The sequence below is a fragment of the Bacillus sp. JJ675 genome (assembly GCF_036963165.1).
Classification (GTDB): Bacteria; Bacillota; Bacilli; order Bacillales; family Bacillaceae; genus Bacillus; species Bacillus glycinifermentans.
The window spans coordinates 17,035-32,638 of record NZ_JBALMR010000032.1; the positions used below are offsets into that span (position 1 = coordinate 17,035).

Consider the following 15,604-nt stretch of genomic DNA (forward strand, 5'->3'; position numbering starts at 1 on the left):
AAGACATCGGCAAGCTTTCGATCGGCCCGGGGCTGTTCAATATTAATGAACCCGTCATTTTCGGCCTGCCGGTTGTGTTAAATCCGATTTTTATGATTCCGTTCATCATCGTGCCGGCCGTCAATACGTCAGTCGGGTATTTGTTTATTAGTTTTAAGATCATTCCGCCGATCGCCTATTCCGTTCCGTGGACGACCCCGGGACCGCTGATTCCGTTTCTCGGAACGGGCGGGAACTGGGCCGCGCTTGCCGTCGGATTTCTCTGCCTCGCCATTTCAACGATCATTTACCTGCCGTTTGTAATGGCCGCTAATAAGACGGTGAAAACCGACGGCGGCGGGTAAGCGAACATCTGAAAACGGTTTTGGGAAGGCAGACGCTTTTTTGCCTTCCTTTTTTATATAAAAAAGTCATGCTGCTCTCTTTTCTCTCATACAATCTATTAAAATCAAAAGCGCGTCTGGGAGGAAGATACATGCGGAAGCACTCGATGAAAGAGCTTATATTTCAGCATATGAAAGACCATTTGTCGATCTATTTATTCGTCTCCGTATTATTTTTAATGGGTGTGATTTTCGGTGCGGTTATTGTCAACAGCATGACGATCAGCCAAAAGGAAGATTTGTTTTATTATTTGAACCAATTTTTTGGACAACTCTCACAAGGAAAAGCGGCAAGCTCGAAAGACATGTTTTTGCAGAGCCTTCTTCACAATATGAAGTATCTTGGATTGATGTGGATTCTCGGAATCTCGGTCATCGGCCTGCCCGTCATATTTATCATGGTCTTTTTAAAAGGGATCGTTGTCGGTTTTACGGTCGGTTTTTTAGTGAATCAAATGGGGATCAACGGTTTTTTCCTGTCGTTTGTCTCCGTGCTCCCGCAAAATCTTCTCCTGATCCCGGCATACTTGATCATGGGCACATGCGCCATCGCATTTTCCATGAGGCTTATCAGACAGCTGTTTGTGAAAAGGAGCCTTACGGAAGCGCCTGTTCACTGGTTTGGCAGATATGCTTTCGTACTCGTTTTGATTCTTGTCATGTCGGTTATATCGTCTTTTCTTGAAGCCTTCCTTTCGCCGCTGTTAATGGAGAAGGTGATCGATTTTATTCAGGTCAAATCGAATTAATTTATAATCATTATTAAAAAATATTCATTTTGTTTATCAATTTATAATAATTATAGTTGGCTCTCCGCGCTCGTTTTGTTATAATAAGCTAGGTAATGCGGCGTAGGAGGGAAAGTCAATGGAAACACGTATTGATCGAATCAAAAAACAATTGCATTCTTCCAGCTACAAACTCACCCCTCAGCGCGAGGCTACTGTAAGGGTGCTGCTTGAAAATGAGGAAGACCATTTAAGCGCAGAAGATGTATACCTCCTCGTAAAAGAGAAATCTCCTGAAATTGGTCTTGCGACAGTATATCGAACTCTTGAATTGTTAACCGAATTAAAAGTAGTGGATAAAATCAACTTTGGCGACGGCGTGTCAAGGTATGACCTTCGCAAGGAAGGAGCGGCCCACTTCCATCATCATCTTGTCTGCATGGAATGCGGGTCAGTCGTTGAAATCGAAGAAGATTTGCTTGAGGACGTTGAAGACATCATTGAAAAGGATTGGAAATTTAAAATAAAAGATCACAGGCTGACCTTTCACGGAATTTGCCACAACTGTCAGCAAAAAGAAGCCGAGTAAACCGGATGTGCGAGAACCCTTTCAATCTTTCCCGAACGGGTTCTTTTTTGATTCATACGTATAAAACTTGTCTCATTTGGCATATGTTTTAGTAATCGAATCGATAGAAGGGACCTGAAAAGGAATGAAAATGCTGAAAACGGCCGCTGACATGATCAAGGTGTTTGTGCTGTTTACCGGTTTTACCGTCTTGTTTTATTATGCTATGATATGGATAAATTCAGAGTATGAAAACTATCATCGGTACGATAAACCCGAAGGAGCCGCCCTCAAGGTCGCCTCGATGGACGGGGACGAACGGGACGGCTGGTTTAACCGGTTAATCTTTTTTTATTTAAACGGGGAGTAGGATAGCGTGAAAGTTCATATTAAAGATTTTATCCACTATGCCGTGGTAGAACGGGGGCTTTCCCATAATACGGTCGTGAGCTATGAACGGGATTTGAACAGCTATGCCGCTTTTTTGGAAGAAAAAGAGGGCTTGGGCTCCCTCAACGAAGTGACAAGGCTGCATATCATCCAGTTTTTAAAGCATTTGAAAGACTCCGGAAAATCCGGAAGGACGATCGCCAGACACCTGGCTTCCATCCGGGCATTTCATCAGTTTTTGCTGAGAGAAAAAGTGACGGCGCAGGATCCGTCCGTCCATATCGAATCGCAAAAAACGGAGCGGACGCTGCCGAAGGTGCTGTCATTGCAGGAAGTGGAAACCCTTCTTGAGACTCCGAAGCTTTCGACTCCGTTCGGCTATCGTGACAAAGCGATGCTGGAATTGCTTTATGCGACGGGAATCCGCGTCAGCGAGATGATCGAATTGAAGCTTGCCGATGTGCATTTGGCAATGGGATTCATCCGCTGCTTCGGAAAAGGAAGAAAAGAGCGGATTGTCCCGCTCGGCGAAACGGCTTCGCATGCGATCGGGGAATACCTCGAAAAGGCAAGGGGAAAACTTCTTAAGAAAAACACGGAAGACGCCCTGTTTCTGAACCATCACGGCAGACAGATGAGCCGGCAGGGATTTTGGAAAAACTTAAAGAAAATCGCTTTGGAAGCAGGGATTCAGAAGGAACTCACCCCTCATACGCTAAGGCATTCGTTTGCGACGCATCTGCTTGAAAACGGAGCGGATTTGCGGGCCGTCCAGGAAATGCTCGGACATGCCGACATTTCGACGACGCAGATTTATACCCATGTGACAAAGACAAGGCTGAAAGACGTCTATAAGCAATATCATCCCCGTGCATAGCCCCAAAAAGGCGAAGCGCGGTTTTTCATTTGCCTGAAACTTCAAAAATTGCGGGAAGTTTCTCACTATTTCCGTTCGTGTTGTCAACCGTTGTGTAAACGGTTTATACTTGACTAACAGCGGCATTTATTTCTAGCATGCGAAAACAGGTCAGCTTAAAGATCATATGAAAGAAGGAGGCCGTCAGAATGCCTGCATATCAATATAACCGCGTTTTTTTAATCGTCATGGACTCCGTCGGAATCGGCGAGGCACCGGACGCTGAAAAATTCAACGACAAAGGGGCGGATACCTTAGGCCACATCGCCGAACACATGGGAGGCATCAGCCTGCCGAACATGGCAAAGCTCGGGCTGAGCAACATCCGCCAGATCAAAGGAGTGCCGCGGGCTGAACAACCGCTCGCCTACTACGGAAAAATGAAGGAAGCCTCAAACGGAAAGGATACGATGACCGGTCATTGGGAAATCATGGGGCTGTACATAGATAAACCGTTCCGGGTATTCCCCGACGGTTTTCCGGACGAATTGATCCAGGAACTTGAAAAAAGGTCCGGAAGAAAAGTAATCGGAAACAAGCCGGCTTCAGGGACGGCGATTTTGGACGAACTGGGCGCCGAACATATGGAAACGGGGGCCTTGATCGTATATACCTCTGCTGATTCCGTTCTGCAGATCGCCGCTCACGAGGAAGTCGTTCCGCTTGAAGAGCTTTATCATATCTGCGAAATCGCACGCGAGCTGACGCTTGACGAAAAATATATGGTCGGCCGCGTTATCGCCCGTCCGTTCGTCGGAAAGCCCGGCGAGTTTAAGCGGACGCCGAACCGCCATGACTATGCGCTGAAGCCGTTTGACAGAACGGTGATGAATGAAATGAAGGATGACGGTTTTGACGTCATTGCGATCGGCAAAATCTCAGATATTTATGACGGCGAGGGAATCACGGAAGCGCTCAGAACCAAGTCGAATATGGACGGGATGGATAAGCTGATTCAGACGCTCGGCCAGGATTTCACCGGCATCAGTTTCGTCAACCTCGTCGACTTTGACGCGCTGTTCGGACACCGCCGCGATCCTGAAGGATACGGAAAAGCGCTTGAAGAGTTCGATGCGCGCCTTCCGGAAGTATTTGAAAAGATGCGTGAAGACGATCTATTGATTATCACCGCCGATCATGGGAACGATCCGATTCACCATGGCACGGACCATACGAGGGAATATGTTCCGCTGCTTGTATACAGCAAAAAGAACGAAAACGCGGCAGAGCTTCCGCTCGCTGATACGTTTGCGGATATCGGGGCAACGATCGCCGACAATTTCAAAACGAAAATGCCTAAGTACGGAAAAAGCTTTTTATCCCTGCTTAAATAGGAGGATACGACGTGAAACAGATGATTTCAAACGCTGCTCAATATATTAAAAGCAAGGCAAAACACGAACCGGCAGTCGGTCTGATATTGGGATCGGGACTCGGCGTGCTTGCCGATGAAATTGAAGATGCCGTCCGGATCAAATATGAGGATATTCCGGATTTTCCGGTTTCTACGGTTGAAGGACACGCAGGGCAGCTCGTCATCGGCGCGCTGAAAGGTGTGCCGGTCGTTGTGATGCAAGGGCGCTTTCATTTTTATGAAGGCTATCAACTCGATAAAGTCACGTTCCCGGTAAGGGTCATGAAGGAGCTGGGCATCGGCACGCTGATCGTGACGAACGCCGCTGGCGGTGTCAATGAATCGTTCCGTCCGGGTGACTTAATGATCATCTCCGATCACATCAACTATATGGGAACAAACCCGCTGATCGGTCCGAACGATTCAGCGCTCGGCGTCAGATTCCCGGATATGTCGCAAGCTTATGACAAAGAGCTTCGCCGCATGGCAAAGCAAACGGCCGAAGAATTGAACATCCCGGTTCAGGAAGGCGTATACACCGCGGTTTCCGGTCCGTCATATGAAACGCCTGCCGAGGTTCGTTTCCTCAGAACGATCGGTTCTGATGCCGTCGGAATGTCAACCGTTCCGGAAGTTATCGTGGCAAGGCATTCCGGCCTCCGCGTGCTCGGCATATCCTGCATTTCAAATGCAGCAGCCGGAATTTTGGACCAGCCGCTGTCTCATGACGAAGTCATGGAAGTAACCGAAAAAGTAAAATCAGACTTTTTGCGCCTCATCAAAGCCGCAGTCGCGAAAATCGGCGAGATAGCGTAACATAAGGTACACGTATGAAAGCCAATACATGTCCGAAGCCAGGACATGTATTGGCTTTTTTGTATAGGGAGAAATTTTTACCAATAATCTGTATAAATCCACCTCTATTGGAAAAAATAGAGAGGATTACGAAATGGAGGTCTGGGTGATGAAACGTCATTTATCCACATTGATGATTTTTACGATAATTCTTATGACAGCGCCGGCCGCATTTGCGGAAAAAAGCGATACGAAAACATCGGAGCTTGCCCATGAAGCGAAATCCGCCGTTTTGATCGAGCGGGACACCGGAAAGATCATGTATGACAAAAACAGCCATGAAAAGCTTCCTCCGGCCAGCATGACAAAGGTGATGACCATGCTTTTGATCATGGAAGCTCTTGATGAAGGAAAAATTAAAATGAAAGATAAGGTGAGAACGAGCGAATATGCCGCATCGATGGGAGGTTCGCAGATCTTTCTTGAACCCGGCGAAGAGATGACTGTCGAAGATATGCTGAAAGGCATCGCCATCGGTTCCGGAAACGATGCCTCTGTTGCGATGGCAGAGCATATCGCCGGATCTGAAGAGGAATTTGTAAAAAGGATGAACGAAAAGGCCGCAGAGCTCGGCCTCAAGGACACGTCTTTTAAAAATACGACAGGACTTCCTAAAGAAGGCCATTACAGCACAGCCTACGACATGGCCGTCATGGCGAAAGAGCTGTTGAAATACGATCAAGTCACGAAATTTACAGGAACGTACGAGGATTATTTAAGGGAAAACACCGATAAAAAGTTTTGGCTTGTCAATACAAACAGGCTGATCAAATTTTATCCGGGAGTCGACGGAGTTAAAACGGGATTCACAAATGAAGCGAAGTACTGTTTGACGGCCTCCGCGAAAAAAGGAAATATGCGTGTGATCGCCGTCGTCTTCGGCGCCAGTACCCCGAAAGAGCGAAATGCGCAGATCACCAAAATGCTCGATTATGCGTTCAGCCAATACGAAACCCATCCAATATACAAGCGGAATGAAGTCATATCCGAATTAAAGGTCAATAAGGGCAGCGAGCAGAAAATAAATCTCGTTACTTCAGAACCGATTTCCCTTTTGACGAAAAAAGGCGAAAACATCAAAGCCGTCAAGAAGGAAATCAAAAAGAAAACGGATATCCAGGCTCCTGTCAAAAAAGGGACAGAGCTCGGGACGCTCGTGCTGAAAAAGGATGGAAAGGTGCTGCATGAAAGCCCGCTCGTCGCTGAAAAAGACATGGACAAAGCGGGAATGTGGACATTGTTTAAGCGGACGATGACAAACTGGACGAAGTGGGATGAATAATGCCGAACGGTCACTAGTTTTGTCATGGTGAAGGAATTTAGAAAGCCTGAATCGAAACACTCATTATCCGATTTATATCAAGGAGGAATGAGGATGAGCCTCGGAATCGATTTTAACGTCAAAGAATCCGTGCTTTGTATTCGGTTGACAGGTGAACTCGACCACCATACAGCGGAAACCTTGCGAAACCAGGTGAGCGAACATATGGAACGATACGACATTCGTCATATCGTCTTAAATCTTGAAGAACTTTCATTTATGGACAGCTCAGGGCTCGGCGTCGTGCTGGGCCGGTATAAGGAAATTCAGCAGCTGGGCGGAGAAATGATCGTCTGCGCGATTTCCCCGGCCGTCAAGCGATTATTCGATATGTCAGGGCTGTTTAAAATCATCCGCCTTGAGCAATCCGAACAGCATGCGCTTCAAACACTGGGGGTGGCATCATGAAAAATGAGATGAACATCCAGTTTACAGCGCTCAGCCAAAATGAATCGTTTGCACGGGTAACGGTCGCTGCTTTTATCGCCCAGCTTGATCCGACGATGGATGAACTAACCGAAATTAAAACGGTTGTATCAGAAGCGGTCACAAACGCGATCATCCACGGATACGAAAACTCAGGCGAAGGAACCGTGTATATCTCTGTCACGCTGGAAGACCATATCGTCTATTTGACGATCCGCGATGAAGGAATCGGGATCACGGATCTTGAAGAAGCTCGCCAGCCGCTGTTCACGACGAAGCCGGAACTCGAAAGATCGGGGATGGGCTTTACGATCATGGAGAACTTCATGGATGATATCACGATCGATTCCTCGCCTGAAATGGGCACCACAATACACTTAACAAAGCACTTATCGAAAAGCAAAGCGCTTTGCAATTAAGGGAGATTTGTTATGGATGTGGAGGTTAAAAAAGAACTGAATACCCAGCTTAAAGACCATGAGGTAAAAGAACTGATTAAAAACAGCCAGAACGGCGATCAAAGAGCAAGAGACCTCCTCATAGAAAAAAACATGCGTCTTGTTTGGTCCGTCGTTCAGCGTTTTTTGAACAGAGGGTATGAGCCTGATGACCTCTTTCAAATCGGCTGTATCGGTCTTTTGAAATCGGTTGACAAATTCGACCTTTCCTATGATGTCCGGTTCTCCACCTATGCCGTCCCGATGATCATCGGCGAAATTCAAAGGTTCATCAGAGATGACGGAACGGTTAAGGTGAGCCGCTCGCTGAAGGAGCTCGGCAACAAAATCAGGAGGGCGAAAGACGAGCTCTCCAAGACGAACGGACGAATTCCGACCGTTCAGGAAATCGCCGAACATCTCGGGATCTCTTCCGAGGAGGTCGTACTGGCCCAGGAAGCCGTCCGTTCGCCTTCGTCCATTCATGAAACGGTATATGAAAACGACGGAGACCCGATTACGCTTCTCGACCAGATCGCCGACCAATCGGAGGACAAATGGTTCGATAAAATCGCTTTGAAAGAAGCGATCAAAGACCTGGACGAAAGGGAAAAGCTGATCGTCTACTTAAGGTATTACAAGGACAAGACGCAATCAGAAGTTGCCGACCGCCTTGGCATCTCCCAGGTTCAGGTATCCAGGCTCGAGAAAAAAATCTTAAAGCAAATCAAAAACCAGATGGATCACAATGACAGCTAAACAGGCAATCCCGGATACAAGCCGGCCCCCGCGATGGGCCGGCTTTTTTAGTGTGGTAATTTATGGTCATTCTTTCGGTGCTGAATGATAAATGAGATGAACCTCATACTACAACTATAACCATCATATAGGAAGTGACCCAGATGGAACGTCAAGTTTTTATCAGGCTCCGCCACCGTCTAGTGGCCGATCCGGATGAATTGATCAGGCTCGGAGATATCGCACAGGTGGCGGGCGACCGGCGCTGCAAAAAAAAGCTTGAACAGCTGCCTATATACAAGGTGAGCAAATCGGATCAAAACTTGGTGGTATTGGACATGATGAAGGTGATTGAAGCCATACATAAATCGTTTCCAGACCTTGATGTCCAAACCGTCGGCGGTGCCGAAACCATCGTGGAGGTTCAATATCCAAAACGGGGCCTGTCTCCCGTGCTTTTCATCGCTGTCTGGCTGCTTTTGTTCGTCGGTGCGGGTCTTACCGTGATGAATTTTCATGAAGATGTCAGCATGAGGGAAGTGCACATCCGGCTTTATGAAATGATAACGGGAAAAGAAAACCGCTACCCCTACCTTTTGCAGGTTCCATACAGCATTGGCCTGGGCCTCGGGATGATTTTGTTTTTTAACCACTTATTTAAAAAACGATTCAACGAAGAGCCCAGCCCCCTTGAAGTGGAGATGTTCAAATATCAGCTCGATTTGGACCAATATGTGGCCATGCACGAAAATAAAGAAACGACAAAGGATATCCATGATCATTAGCGTAATGATCATCTTTCTCGGTCTTGCGGGAGGTGTGGCAGTAGGTTCCGGTTTTGTCGCTTTTCTCACGGTGCTGGGCATCATTCCGAGGCTGATGCAGCTGACAAAAACGAGAGCGTATATCCAGGCATACGAATGGGCCGTCATTGTCGGCGCCGTTTTTGGAGGATGGGAGTCGCTTAATATGAACCGATTTTTTTTATCGAAATGGTTCATGATTCCGATCGGCCTCTTCGCGGGCTTGTTTATCGGAATGCTTGCGGCCGCTCTTACGGAAGTGCTGAACGTGCTGCCGATTTTGGTCAAACGGATCGGCATGGGGGACAGGATTTTAATTTTATTGATGGCCATTGTCTTCGGAAAGATTATCGGATCTTTATTTCAATGGCTGATCTTTGTTCATTTGTCATAAAAGGAGGATGTTCATGTCAAGCTTAAAAGATAATTATCAGTCTAAAGTGAAAACGTATCAGCCCACTCCGCCTTATGTGCTGAACTGTTTAAAAGCGTTTCTCGTCGGCGGGCTGATCTGCATGATCGGCCAGGCGTTCCAAAACTTTTACATGGCCGTTTTTCATTTTGATGAAAAAACAGCGGGAAATCCGACGGTCGCCACGCTTATTTTAATATCTGCCCTGTTAACAGGGCTCGGGGTTTACGACAGAATCGGGCAGTTCGCCGGCGCCGGTTCGGCCGTTCCGGTGACGGGATTTGCCAACAGCATGGCGAGCGCGGCGCTTGAGCATAAAAGCGAAGGATATGTCCTCGGCGTCGGCACAAACATGTTTAAACTCGCCGGAAACGTGATCGTCTTCGGCGTTGTCGCAGCGTATATTGTCGGAATTATCCGCTACGCTTTTGACAAGCTGTTTTAGGAGGAAGATGTCATGAAAACAACGGGAAAACAAACATGGGTGTTCCAAAACCCGCTGTTTGTCAATTCAAGCGGCACAGCGGTCGGTCCAAAGGAAAAGCAGGGACCTTTAGGACATTTATTTGATCAGACATACGATGACATGCACTGCAATCAAAAAAATTGGGAAATGGCCGAGCGCAAGCTGATGGAGGATGCAATCGAATCAGCATTGACTAAACAAAACCTGAAAAAAGATGACATCGACATCTTTTTGGCAGGGGACCTGCTCAACCAAAATGTGACCGCCAACTTTGTGGCAAGGCATTTGAAGCTTCCGTTTCTTTGTTTATTTGGGGCTTGCTCCACTTCAATGGAAGCGATTGCGCTCGGTTCGGCGCTGATTGACGGCGGCTTTGCAAAACGGGCCCTTGCCGCGACGAGCAGCCACAATGCAACGGCTGAACGGCAATTTCGCTACCCGACGGAATACGGCGGGCAAAAGCCCGGCACTTCAACCTCTACCGTAACAGGAAGCGGAGCGGTGGTGCTCAGCCAAAATCCGGGCGGGATCAAAATCACGAGCGCGACCATCGGAAAGGTCATCGATTTTGGTATCACAGATTCACAGGACATGGGATCAGCGATGGCACCCGCTGCCGCCGATACGATCAAACAGCATCTCGAAGATCTCGGGCGTACGCCGGATGACTATGATTTGATCCTTACCGGCGATCTTTCCGGTGTCGGAAGCCCGATTGTAAGGGATCTGTTAAAAGAAGAAGGGATTCGTGTCGGCACTAAGCACAATGACTGCGGGCTGATGATCTATACGCCCGATCAGCAGGTGTTTGCAGGAGGAAGCGGATGCGCCTGCTCGGCTGTCGTCACCTTCGCCCATATTTTTAAAGAAATTGAAGCGGGAAGATTAAACAGGGTGCTTGTCGTGGCCACGGGTGCACTCCTGAGCCCGACCGTTGTTCAGCAGAAGGAATCGATTCCGTGCATCGCGCACGGCGTCGTATTCGAACGGGCCGAAGGGGGGAACGCGTAATGGAATACATCATCGCGTTTATCGTCGGCGGCTTGATTNNGCTTCTGCTCGATGTATGCAAAATGACACCGGCGCATGTTATGTCAACCTTTGTCGTAGCAGGAGCGATCCTGGACGGATTCGGCATTTATGACCGGCTCATCGAGTTTGCCGGGGCGGGGGCGACCGTGCCGATCGTCAGCTTCGGGCATTCCCTGTTGCACGGCGCGATGCACCAGGCTAAAGAGCACGGTTTTATCGGAATCGGAATGGGGATATTTGAGCTGACGTCCGCCGGTATATCTGCCGCCATTTTATTCGCTTTTCTCGTGGCTGTGATTTTTAAACCGAAAGGATAAGGAACAATGACAGCAAAACGCAAAGTCATTTTGGTAACAGACGGCGATATCTATGCTGCAAAATCGATTGAATATGCGGCAAAGCAGATCGGCGGCCGCTCGATTTCCCAGTCGATGGGAAACCCGAGCGTGAAAACGGGTCCCGAGCTCGTATCGATGATTCTTGAAACACCGCATGATCCCGTGTTCGTAATGTTTGACGATTCCGGCCTCCAAGGGGAGGGGCCTGGAGAGACGGCGATGAAGTATGTGGCTGCACATCCTGATATTGAGGTGCTCGGCGTCATCGCCGTCGCTTCGAAAACCCACTACGCGGAGTGGACAAAAGTAGATGTGTCGATTGATGCGGAAGGGGAGCTGACAGAGTTTGGAGTTGACAAGTACGGAGTCAGAGAATTTGACGTCAAACGGATGAGCGGAGATACGGTCTACTGCCTTGACCAGCTTGATGTTCCTATCGTCGTCGGAATCGGCGATATCGGAAAAATGGGCAGAAAAGACGATGTAAAAAAAGGGTCGCCGATCACAATGAAGGCGGTCGAGCTCATTTTAGAAAGGAGCGGGTATGATGAGTGCACAGGAAAAAGAGAAGACAAGAGTATTCCATGATCCTTCTAAGAATGAGTCATTTTTCAAACAGCGGGTCGGGATGGGGGAAAGCTTTGATCTCGGAGTCAGGAAGGTGTTTGTCCTCGACCGGGAAATCCAGATTTACTATGTAAACGGATTGTGTGATACGCAGTACATCATTCACCTGCTGAGGGAACTGGTTCATTTGAACGATTCGGAAAAAGAATCAGGCGAAGCAGAAGAAATCGTTGAAAACAGGCTGCTGAACCAACAGGTATCAAAAGCGAAAACGCTTGATGAAGCAGTCGATCAAGTACTGTCAGGATTGGTCGCCATCATCGTCGAGGATGCGGGCTTTGCTTTTATCGTCGATGTCAGAAGCTATCCCGGAAGGACGCCGGAAGAGCCTGACACAGAAAGAGTCGTACGCGGAGCAAGAGACGGACTCGTCGAAAGCATTATCGTCAACACAGCCTTGATCAGACGGAGAATCAGGGACGAACGGCTCAGGTATAAAATGCTCCATATCGGAGAACGCTCAAAAACCGATATTTGCCTTTGCTATCTGGAAGATGTGGCAGACCCGGACCTTGTCAACGTATTAAAAAAAGAAATCGAAAATGTGCAAGTCGACGGTTTGCCGATGTCTGACAAATCGGTTGAAGAATTCATCGTCGGGCAGGGCTTCAACCCTTTTCCTCTCGTCAGGTATACGGAAAGAGCCGATGTCGCTGCAAGCCACATTTTAGAAGGGCATATCATTATTATTGTTGACACGTCACCGAGCGTCATCATTACGCCGACCACGCTGTTTCACCATGTCCAGCATGCTGAGGAATACAGGCAAACGCCGGCGGTTGGAACGTTTTTAAGATGGGTGCGCTTCTTCGGCATATTTGTATCGACTTTTTTGCTGCCGCTGTGGCTGCTGTTTGTCATCGATCAATCGCTTTTGCCCGACAATTTAAAGTATATCGGTTTAAATAAGGATTCCCACATCCCGATTATTATGCAGATTTTTTTAGCTGATCTCGGGGTCGAATTTTTAAGAATGGCCGCCATCCATACGCCGACGCCGCTTTCGACAGCCATGGGTTTGATCGCCGCCGTCTTAATCGGGGATATCGCGATCAATGTCGGCCTGTTTTCTCCTGAAGTCATTTTATACGTCTCGCTGTCTGCCATCGGGACATATACGACACCAAGCTATGAGCTAAGCTTGGCGAACAAAATGGTGAAGCTCTTTATGCTCATATTGGTGGCGCTGTTTAAAGTGGAAGGGTTTGTCATAGGCTTTACGATCTTAACGATTATCATGGTCTCGATCCGTTCTTTGGAGACGCCGTATCTTTGGCCGTTTCTCCCGTTTAACGGCAAAGCGTTTTGGAACGTTCTCGTGCGTACTTCTGTTCCGGGAGCCAAAATCAGACCGAGCATCGTTCACCCGAAAAACAGGGTCAGACAGTGAGTCGGCTCTTTCGAGGCTTATCAAGCCTCTTTTTCTTGTTTACGGGTGATAACCGTATCTCTGCGTGTAAGGCTGCATTCCTCTGTATTCATTAGCCGATATGGCAACGGCACGCAAGCTGCATACATTGTTCGGCCTTCTGATCGGATAGGCGATATACAGCATTTCCCGGCCGTACGGGTCAATGGCTGATGAATGCAGGAAAACTTCAGTTCCTCTGCGCCAGTATCTTGTATTCGCCGGAGCCGTAATGATTTGCCCTTCGAACGGCTCATAAATTCTATAGTCATACGCGCCGGCATCATAAGAATGGTCCGTAACATCAGAAGGTGTATAAGGATAAAAATCTTGATACATGCGAAAACCCTCTTTTCATCGTTTTTCTTGGCTTTATTATTATGTATATATGCAGGTTAATGCCCAGCCGTATAGGCAAAGCCCCAGGTAAGCCGCTTTTATTTTTTCATGTGCAGGAATGTTGCTGATGCCTATTTCTATCAATTGCGGTTTTCTGTTATGCTATAAAAAATAGAGGTTGACTGCAGATTCACTGACAAATGTAAATTAAGAAAATTTGAACAAAATGATGGTTTAGATTTTTGGACGAAATGTTATAATACACAATAAGAAATTGCAATACATTAAGCGAAAAAGATGTATCGGGCAGTGATCCGGACTGTCCCTTCCACTTTTGTAGATAGAGAAAGAGGGAATGACAATTGTTTTTACACGGTACAAGCAGACAAAATGAAAACGGACATCTCGAAATCGGAGGTGTCGATGTTCTATCATTGGCAGAAAGATATGGAACTCCCCTTTACGTATATGACGTCGCTTTAATACGGGAACGCGCCAGAAAGTTCCAGGAAGCCTTCAGGGATGCCGATTTGAAGGCGCAAGTCGCATATGCAAGCAAAGCGTTCTCTTCGGTTGCGATGATTCAGCTGGCCGAAGAAGAGGGGCTGTCATTGGACGTTGTATCAGGGGGGGAGCTTTTTACAGCGATCAAAGCGGGGTTCCCTCCAGAACGGATTCATTTTCATGGAAACAACAAAAGTCCGGAAGAACTGCAGATGGCGCTTGACCATAAAATCGGCTGCATTGTGCTGGATAATTTCCATGAGATTTCGATCACGGAGGAGCTCTGTAAGCATGCGGGACAAACTGTGGACGTTTTGCTCAGAATCACCCCCGGTGTCGAGGCGCATACGCACGATTATATTACGACGGGGCAGGAAGATTCGAAATTCGGCTTTGACCTGCATAACGGACAGGTGGAACAAGCGATTGAGCGGGTTCTTCAGTCACCTGCTTTCCATTTGCTCGGCGTGCACTGCCACATCGGTTCGCAAATTTTTGATACCGCGGGATTTGTTCTTGCGGCCGACAAAATTTTTGAAAAGCTTGCGGAATGGAGAGACGCCTATTCTTATACTCCGAAGGTGCTGAACCTCGGGGGCGGCTTCGGCATCCGCTATACAAAAGAGGACGAACCGCTCGCAGCAGATCATTATGTCAAAAAAATCATTGAAGCGGTCAAAGCAAACGCCGAGCATTTCGGCTTTGACATGCCGGAAATCTGGATTGAACCCGGCAGATCGCTTGTCGGGGATGCCGGAACGACGCTTTATACGATCGGTTCGCAAAAACAAGTGCCCGGCATTCGCAAATATGTGGCGGTCGACGGGGGCATGAGCGACAATATCAGACCGGCGCTTTACGAAGCCAAGTACGAAGCAGCGCTGGCGAACAGAATGGATGCTGCCTGCGATGATACGGTATCTATAGCGGGGAAATGCTGTGAAAGCGGCGATATGCTCATATGGGATTTGCAAATTCCAAGAGCAAAAGACGGCGACGTTCTGGCCGTATTCTGTACAGGCGCTTACGGCTACAGCATGGCCAACAACTACAACCGCATCCCGCGCCCGGCCGTCGTGTTTGTCGAAGACGGTGAAGCGCAGCTTGTCATTCAGCGGGAGTCATATGAGGATTTGGTCAAACTTGATTTGCCGCTGAAATCCAAAGTGAAACAACCGTAGTAAGATCACAAAAGCTTGCAGGGGACTGTTCCCTGCAAGCTTTTTTATGATGGCCGTTTTTTGCGGTGCTGGAACTCTTTTTTTCATATAAAAAAGCTGCCGAGATCAGTAGTCTCGGGCAGCAAGGATTTTATTTATGAACAAACTGTTCCGCTTGTTGCATTCACTTTTACTGTATGTTCTTTTTGCTTATGATCTTCAATCTTAATGATATAAATATACCGGCCGCTTTCTTTTTTCAGCTCGGATGATGTAACTGTGCCTTTACACGTTTTTAACGCGACAGATTGAGCCTTCTCTTTTGTAATAGCAGCTTGCTTTTTCTGTATGACATGATTCACCGCTTTGCCGCTCTTACAGTTTACTTTTACAGTATGC

21 protein-coding genes are annotated in these 15,604 nt (G+C 47.7%); 19 read left to right on the top strand and 2 right to left on the bottom strand.

Annotated features, from left to right (window positions below):
* From V7126_RS09270 to V7126_RS09355, 18 genes are all read left to right on the top strand, one after another.
* A partial coding sequence (locus tag V7126_RS09270) for a PTS transporter subunit EIIC (protein WP_335497550.1) occupies window positions 1-344 on the top strand: 344 nt, incomplete at its 5' end.
* A gap of 131 nt (window positions 345-475) precedes the next feature.
* Window positions 476-1,132, top strand: a complete 657-nt coding sequence (spoIIM, locus tag V7126_RS09275) for a stage II sporulation protein M (RefSeq protein WP_046129796.1) — start codon at window positions 476-478, stop codon at window positions 1,130-1,132.
* A gap of 118 nt (window positions 1,133-1,250) precedes the next feature.
* Window positions 1,251-1,700, top strand: coding sequence for a ferric iron uptake transcriptional regulator (gene fur / locus V7126_RS09280; protein ID WP_046129797.1), 450 nt, complete (start codon window positions 1,251-1,253; stop codon window positions 1,698-1,700).
* Window positions 1,701-1,824: 124 nt separating this feature from the next.
* On the top strand, window positions 1,825-2,049 hold the full coding sequence (locus V7126_RS09285; protein WP_046129798.1) for a YqzK family protein: 225 nt from the start codon (window positions 1,825-1,827) through the stop codon (window positions 2,047-2,049).
* Window positions 2,050-2,055: 6 nt separating this feature from the next.
* Window positions 2,056-2,946, top strand: coding sequence for a site-specific tyrosine recombinase XerD (gene xerD / locus V7126_RS09290; protein ID WP_046129799.1), 891 nt, complete (start codon window positions 2,056-2,058; stop codon window positions 2,944-2,946).
* Window positions 2,947-3,134: 188 nt separating this feature from the next.
* Entirely contained in the window at window positions 3,135-4,319 is a 1,185-nt protein-coding gene (deoB, locus tag V7126_RS09295) for a phosphopentomutase (RefSeq protein ID WP_046129800.1), read from the top strand.
* A gap of 20 nt (window positions 4,320-4,339) precedes the next feature.
* Window positions 4,340-5,155: a purine-nucleoside phosphorylase gene (locus V7126_RS09300; RefSeq protein ID WP_046129918.1), complete on the top strand. Its 816-nt coding sequence runs from the start codon at window positions 4,340-4,342 to the stop codon at window positions 5,153-5,155.
* Window positions 5,156-5,303: 148 nt separating this feature from the next.
* The gene (locus V7126_RS09305; protein ID WP_046129801.1) at window positions 5,304-6,476 is read left to right on the top strand and encodes a D-alanyl-D-alanine carboxypeptidase family protein; all 1,173 of its coding nucleotides are present in this window, start codon (window positions 5,304-5,306) and stop codon (window positions 6,474-6,476) included.
* Between the two features lie 93 nt (window positions 6,477-6,569).
* Window positions 6,570-6,923: an anti-sigma F factor antagonist gene (gene spoIIAA, locus V7126_RS09310; protein WP_046129802.1), complete on the top strand. Its 354-nt coding sequence runs from the start codon at window positions 6,570-6,572 to the stop codon at window positions 6,921-6,923.
* Entirely contained in the window at window positions 6,920-7,360 is a 441-nt protein-coding gene (spoIIAB, locus tag V7126_RS09315; protein ID WP_046129803.1) for an anti-sigma F factor, read from the top strand. The genes spoIIAA and spoIIAB overlap by 4 nt, the downstream gene beginning before the upstream one ends.
* Window positions 7,361-7,372: 12 nt before the next feature.
* Window positions 7,373-8,137 (top strand): RNA polymerase sporulation sigma factor SigF, encoded by a 765-nt coding sequence (gene sigF / locus V7126_RS09320; RefSeq protein WP_046129804.1) that lies wholly within the window; start codon window positions 7,373-7,375, stop codon window positions 8,135-8,137.
* Window positions 8,138-8,280: 143 nt separating this feature from the next.
* Window positions 8,281-8,901 carry a stage V sporulation protein AA gene (locus V7126_RS09325; RefSeq protein ID WP_046129805.1) on the top strand — a complete coding sequence of 207 codons (621 nt, stop codon included), beginning with the start codon at window positions 8,281-8,283 and terminating at the stop codon, window positions 8,899-8,901.
* Window positions 8,891-9,313 carry a stage V sporulation protein AB gene (locus tag V7126_RS09330; RefSeq protein ID WP_046129806.1) on the top strand — a complete coding sequence of 141 codons (423 nt, stop codon included), beginning with the start codon at window positions 8,891-8,893 and terminating at the stop codon, window positions 9,311-9,313. Before V7126_RS09325 ends, V7126_RS09330 begins: the two co-directional genes overlap by 11 nt.
* 13 nt (window positions 9,314-9,326) lie before the next feature.
* Window positions 9,327-9,776 carry a stage V sporulation protein AC gene (gene spoVAC, locus V7126_RS09335; protein ID WP_046129807.1) on the top strand — a complete coding sequence of 150 codons (450 nt, stop codon included), beginning with the start codon at window positions 9,327-9,329 and terminating at the stop codon, window positions 9,774-9,776.
* Between the two features lie 12 nt (window positions 9,777-9,788).
* The gene (gene spoVAD, locus V7126_RS09340) at window positions 9,789-10,808 is read left to right on the top strand and encodes a stage V sporulation protein AD (RefSeq protein WP_046129808.1); all 1,020 of its coding nucleotides are present in this window, start codon (window positions 9,789-9,791) and stop codon (window positions 10,806-10,808) included.
* Complete coding sequence (spoVAE, locus tag V7126_RS09345) at window positions 10,808-11,146, top strand: stage V sporulation protein AE (RefSeq protein WP_335497551.1); 339 nt, start codon at window positions 10,808-10,810, stop codon at window positions 11,144-11,146. Before spoVAD ends, spoVAE begins: the two co-directional genes overlap by 1 nt.
* Window positions 11,147-11,152: 6 nt before the next feature.
* Complete coding sequence (locus V7126_RS09350) at window positions 11,153-11,755, top strand: stage V sporulation protein AE (RefSeq protein ID WP_046129810.1); 603 nt, start codon at window positions 11,153-11,155, stop codon at window positions 11,753-11,755.
* A complete protein-coding gene (locus V7126_RS09355; RefSeq protein WP_046129811.1) occupies window positions 11,715-13,184 on the top strand; it encodes a spore germination protein in 1,470 nt (489 codons plus the stop codon). The genes V7126_RS09350 and V7126_RS09355 overlap by 41 nt, the downstream gene beginning before the upstream one ends.
* A 39-nt stretch (window positions 13,185-13,223) precedes the next feature.
* On the opposite strand, the gene V7126_RS09360 is transcribed toward V7126_RS09355, so the two are convergent.
* A complete protein-coding gene (locus V7126_RS09360) occupies window positions 13,224-13,541 on the bottom strand; it encodes a hypothetical protein (RefSeq protein WP_046129812.1) in 318 nt (105 codons plus the stop codon).
* Between the two features lie 362 nt (window positions 13,542-13,903).
* Here V7126_RS09360 and lysA point away from each other — a divergent pair, with 362 nt between their 5' ends.
* Window positions 13,904-15,226: a diaminopimelate decarboxylase gene (gene lysA, locus V7126_RS09365; RefSeq protein ID WP_046129813.1), complete on the top strand. Its 1,323-nt coding sequence runs from the start codon at window positions 13,904-13,906 to the stop codon at window positions 15,224-15,226.
* Window positions 15,227-15,360: 134 nt separating this feature from the next.
* Here the strand turns inward: lysA and V7126_RS09370 are convergent.
* A partial coding sequence (locus V7126_RS09370) for a PepSY domain-containing protein (protein ID WP_335497552.1) occupies window positions 15,361-15,604 on the bottom strand: 244 nt, incomplete at its 5' end.

Bases quoted from the DNA above. Each gene is read 5' to 3' on its own strand.
- spoIIM (WP_046129796.1), top strand. From the start codon at position 476: ATGCGGAAGCACTCGATGAAAGAGCTTATATTTCAGCATATGAAAGAC.
- fur (WP_046129797.1), top strand. From the start codon at position 1,251: ATGGAAACACGTATTGATCGAATCAAAAAACAATTGCATTCTTCCAGC.
- V7126_RS09285 (WP_046129798.1), top strand. From the start codon at position 1,825: ATGAAAATGCTGAAAACGGCCGCTGACATGATCAAGGTGTTTGTGCTG.
- deoB (WP_046129800.1), top strand. From the start codon at position 3,135: ATGCCTGCATATCAATATAACCGCGTTTTTTTAATCGTCATGGACTCC.
- V7126_RS09300 (WP_046129918.1), top strand. From the start codon at position 4,340: ATGATTTCAAACGCTGCTCAATATATTAAAAGCAAGGCAAAACACGAA.
- V7126_RS09305 (WP_046129801.1), top strand. From the start codon at position 5,304: ATGAAACGTCATTTATCCACATTGATGATTTTTACGATAATTCTTATG.
- spoIIAA (WP_046129802.1), top strand. From the start codon at position 6,570: ATGAGCCTCGGAATCGATTTTAACGTCAAAGAATCCGTGCTTTGTATT.
- spoIIAB (WP_046129803.1), top strand. From the start codon at position 6,920: ATGAAAAATGAGATGAACATCCAGTTTACAGCGCTCAGCCAAAATGAA.
- sigF (WP_046129804.1), top strand. From the start codon at position 7,373: ATGGATGTGGAGGTTAAAAAAGAACTGAATACCCAGCTTAAAGACCAT.
- V7126_RS09325 (WP_046129805.1), top strand. From the start codon at position 8,281: ATGGAACGTCAAGTTTTTATCAGGCTCCGCCACCGTCTAGTGGCCGAT.
- V7126_RS09330 (WP_046129806.1), top strand. From the start codon at position 8,891: ATGATCATTAGCGTAATGATCATCTTTCTCGGTCTTGCGGGAGGTGTG.
- spoVAC (WP_046129807.1), top strand. From the start codon at position 9,327: ATGTCAAGCTTAAAAGATAATTATCAGTCTAAAGTGAAAACGTATCAG.
- spoVAD (WP_046129808.1), top strand. From the start codon at position 9,789: ATGAAAACAACGGGAAAACAAACATGGGTGTTCCAAAACCCGCTGTTT.
- V7126_RS09350 (WP_046129810.1), top strand. From the start codon at position 11,153: ATGACAGCAAAACGCAAAGTCATTTTGGTAACAGACGGCGATATCTAT.
- V7126_RS09355 (WP_046129811.1), top strand. From the start codon at position 11,715: ATGAGTGCACAGGAAAAAGAGAAGACAAGAGTATTCCATGATCCTTCT.
- V7126_RS09360 (WP_046129812.1), bottom strand. From the start codon at position 13,541: ATGTATCAAGATTTTTATCCTTATACACCTTCTGATGTTACGGACCAT.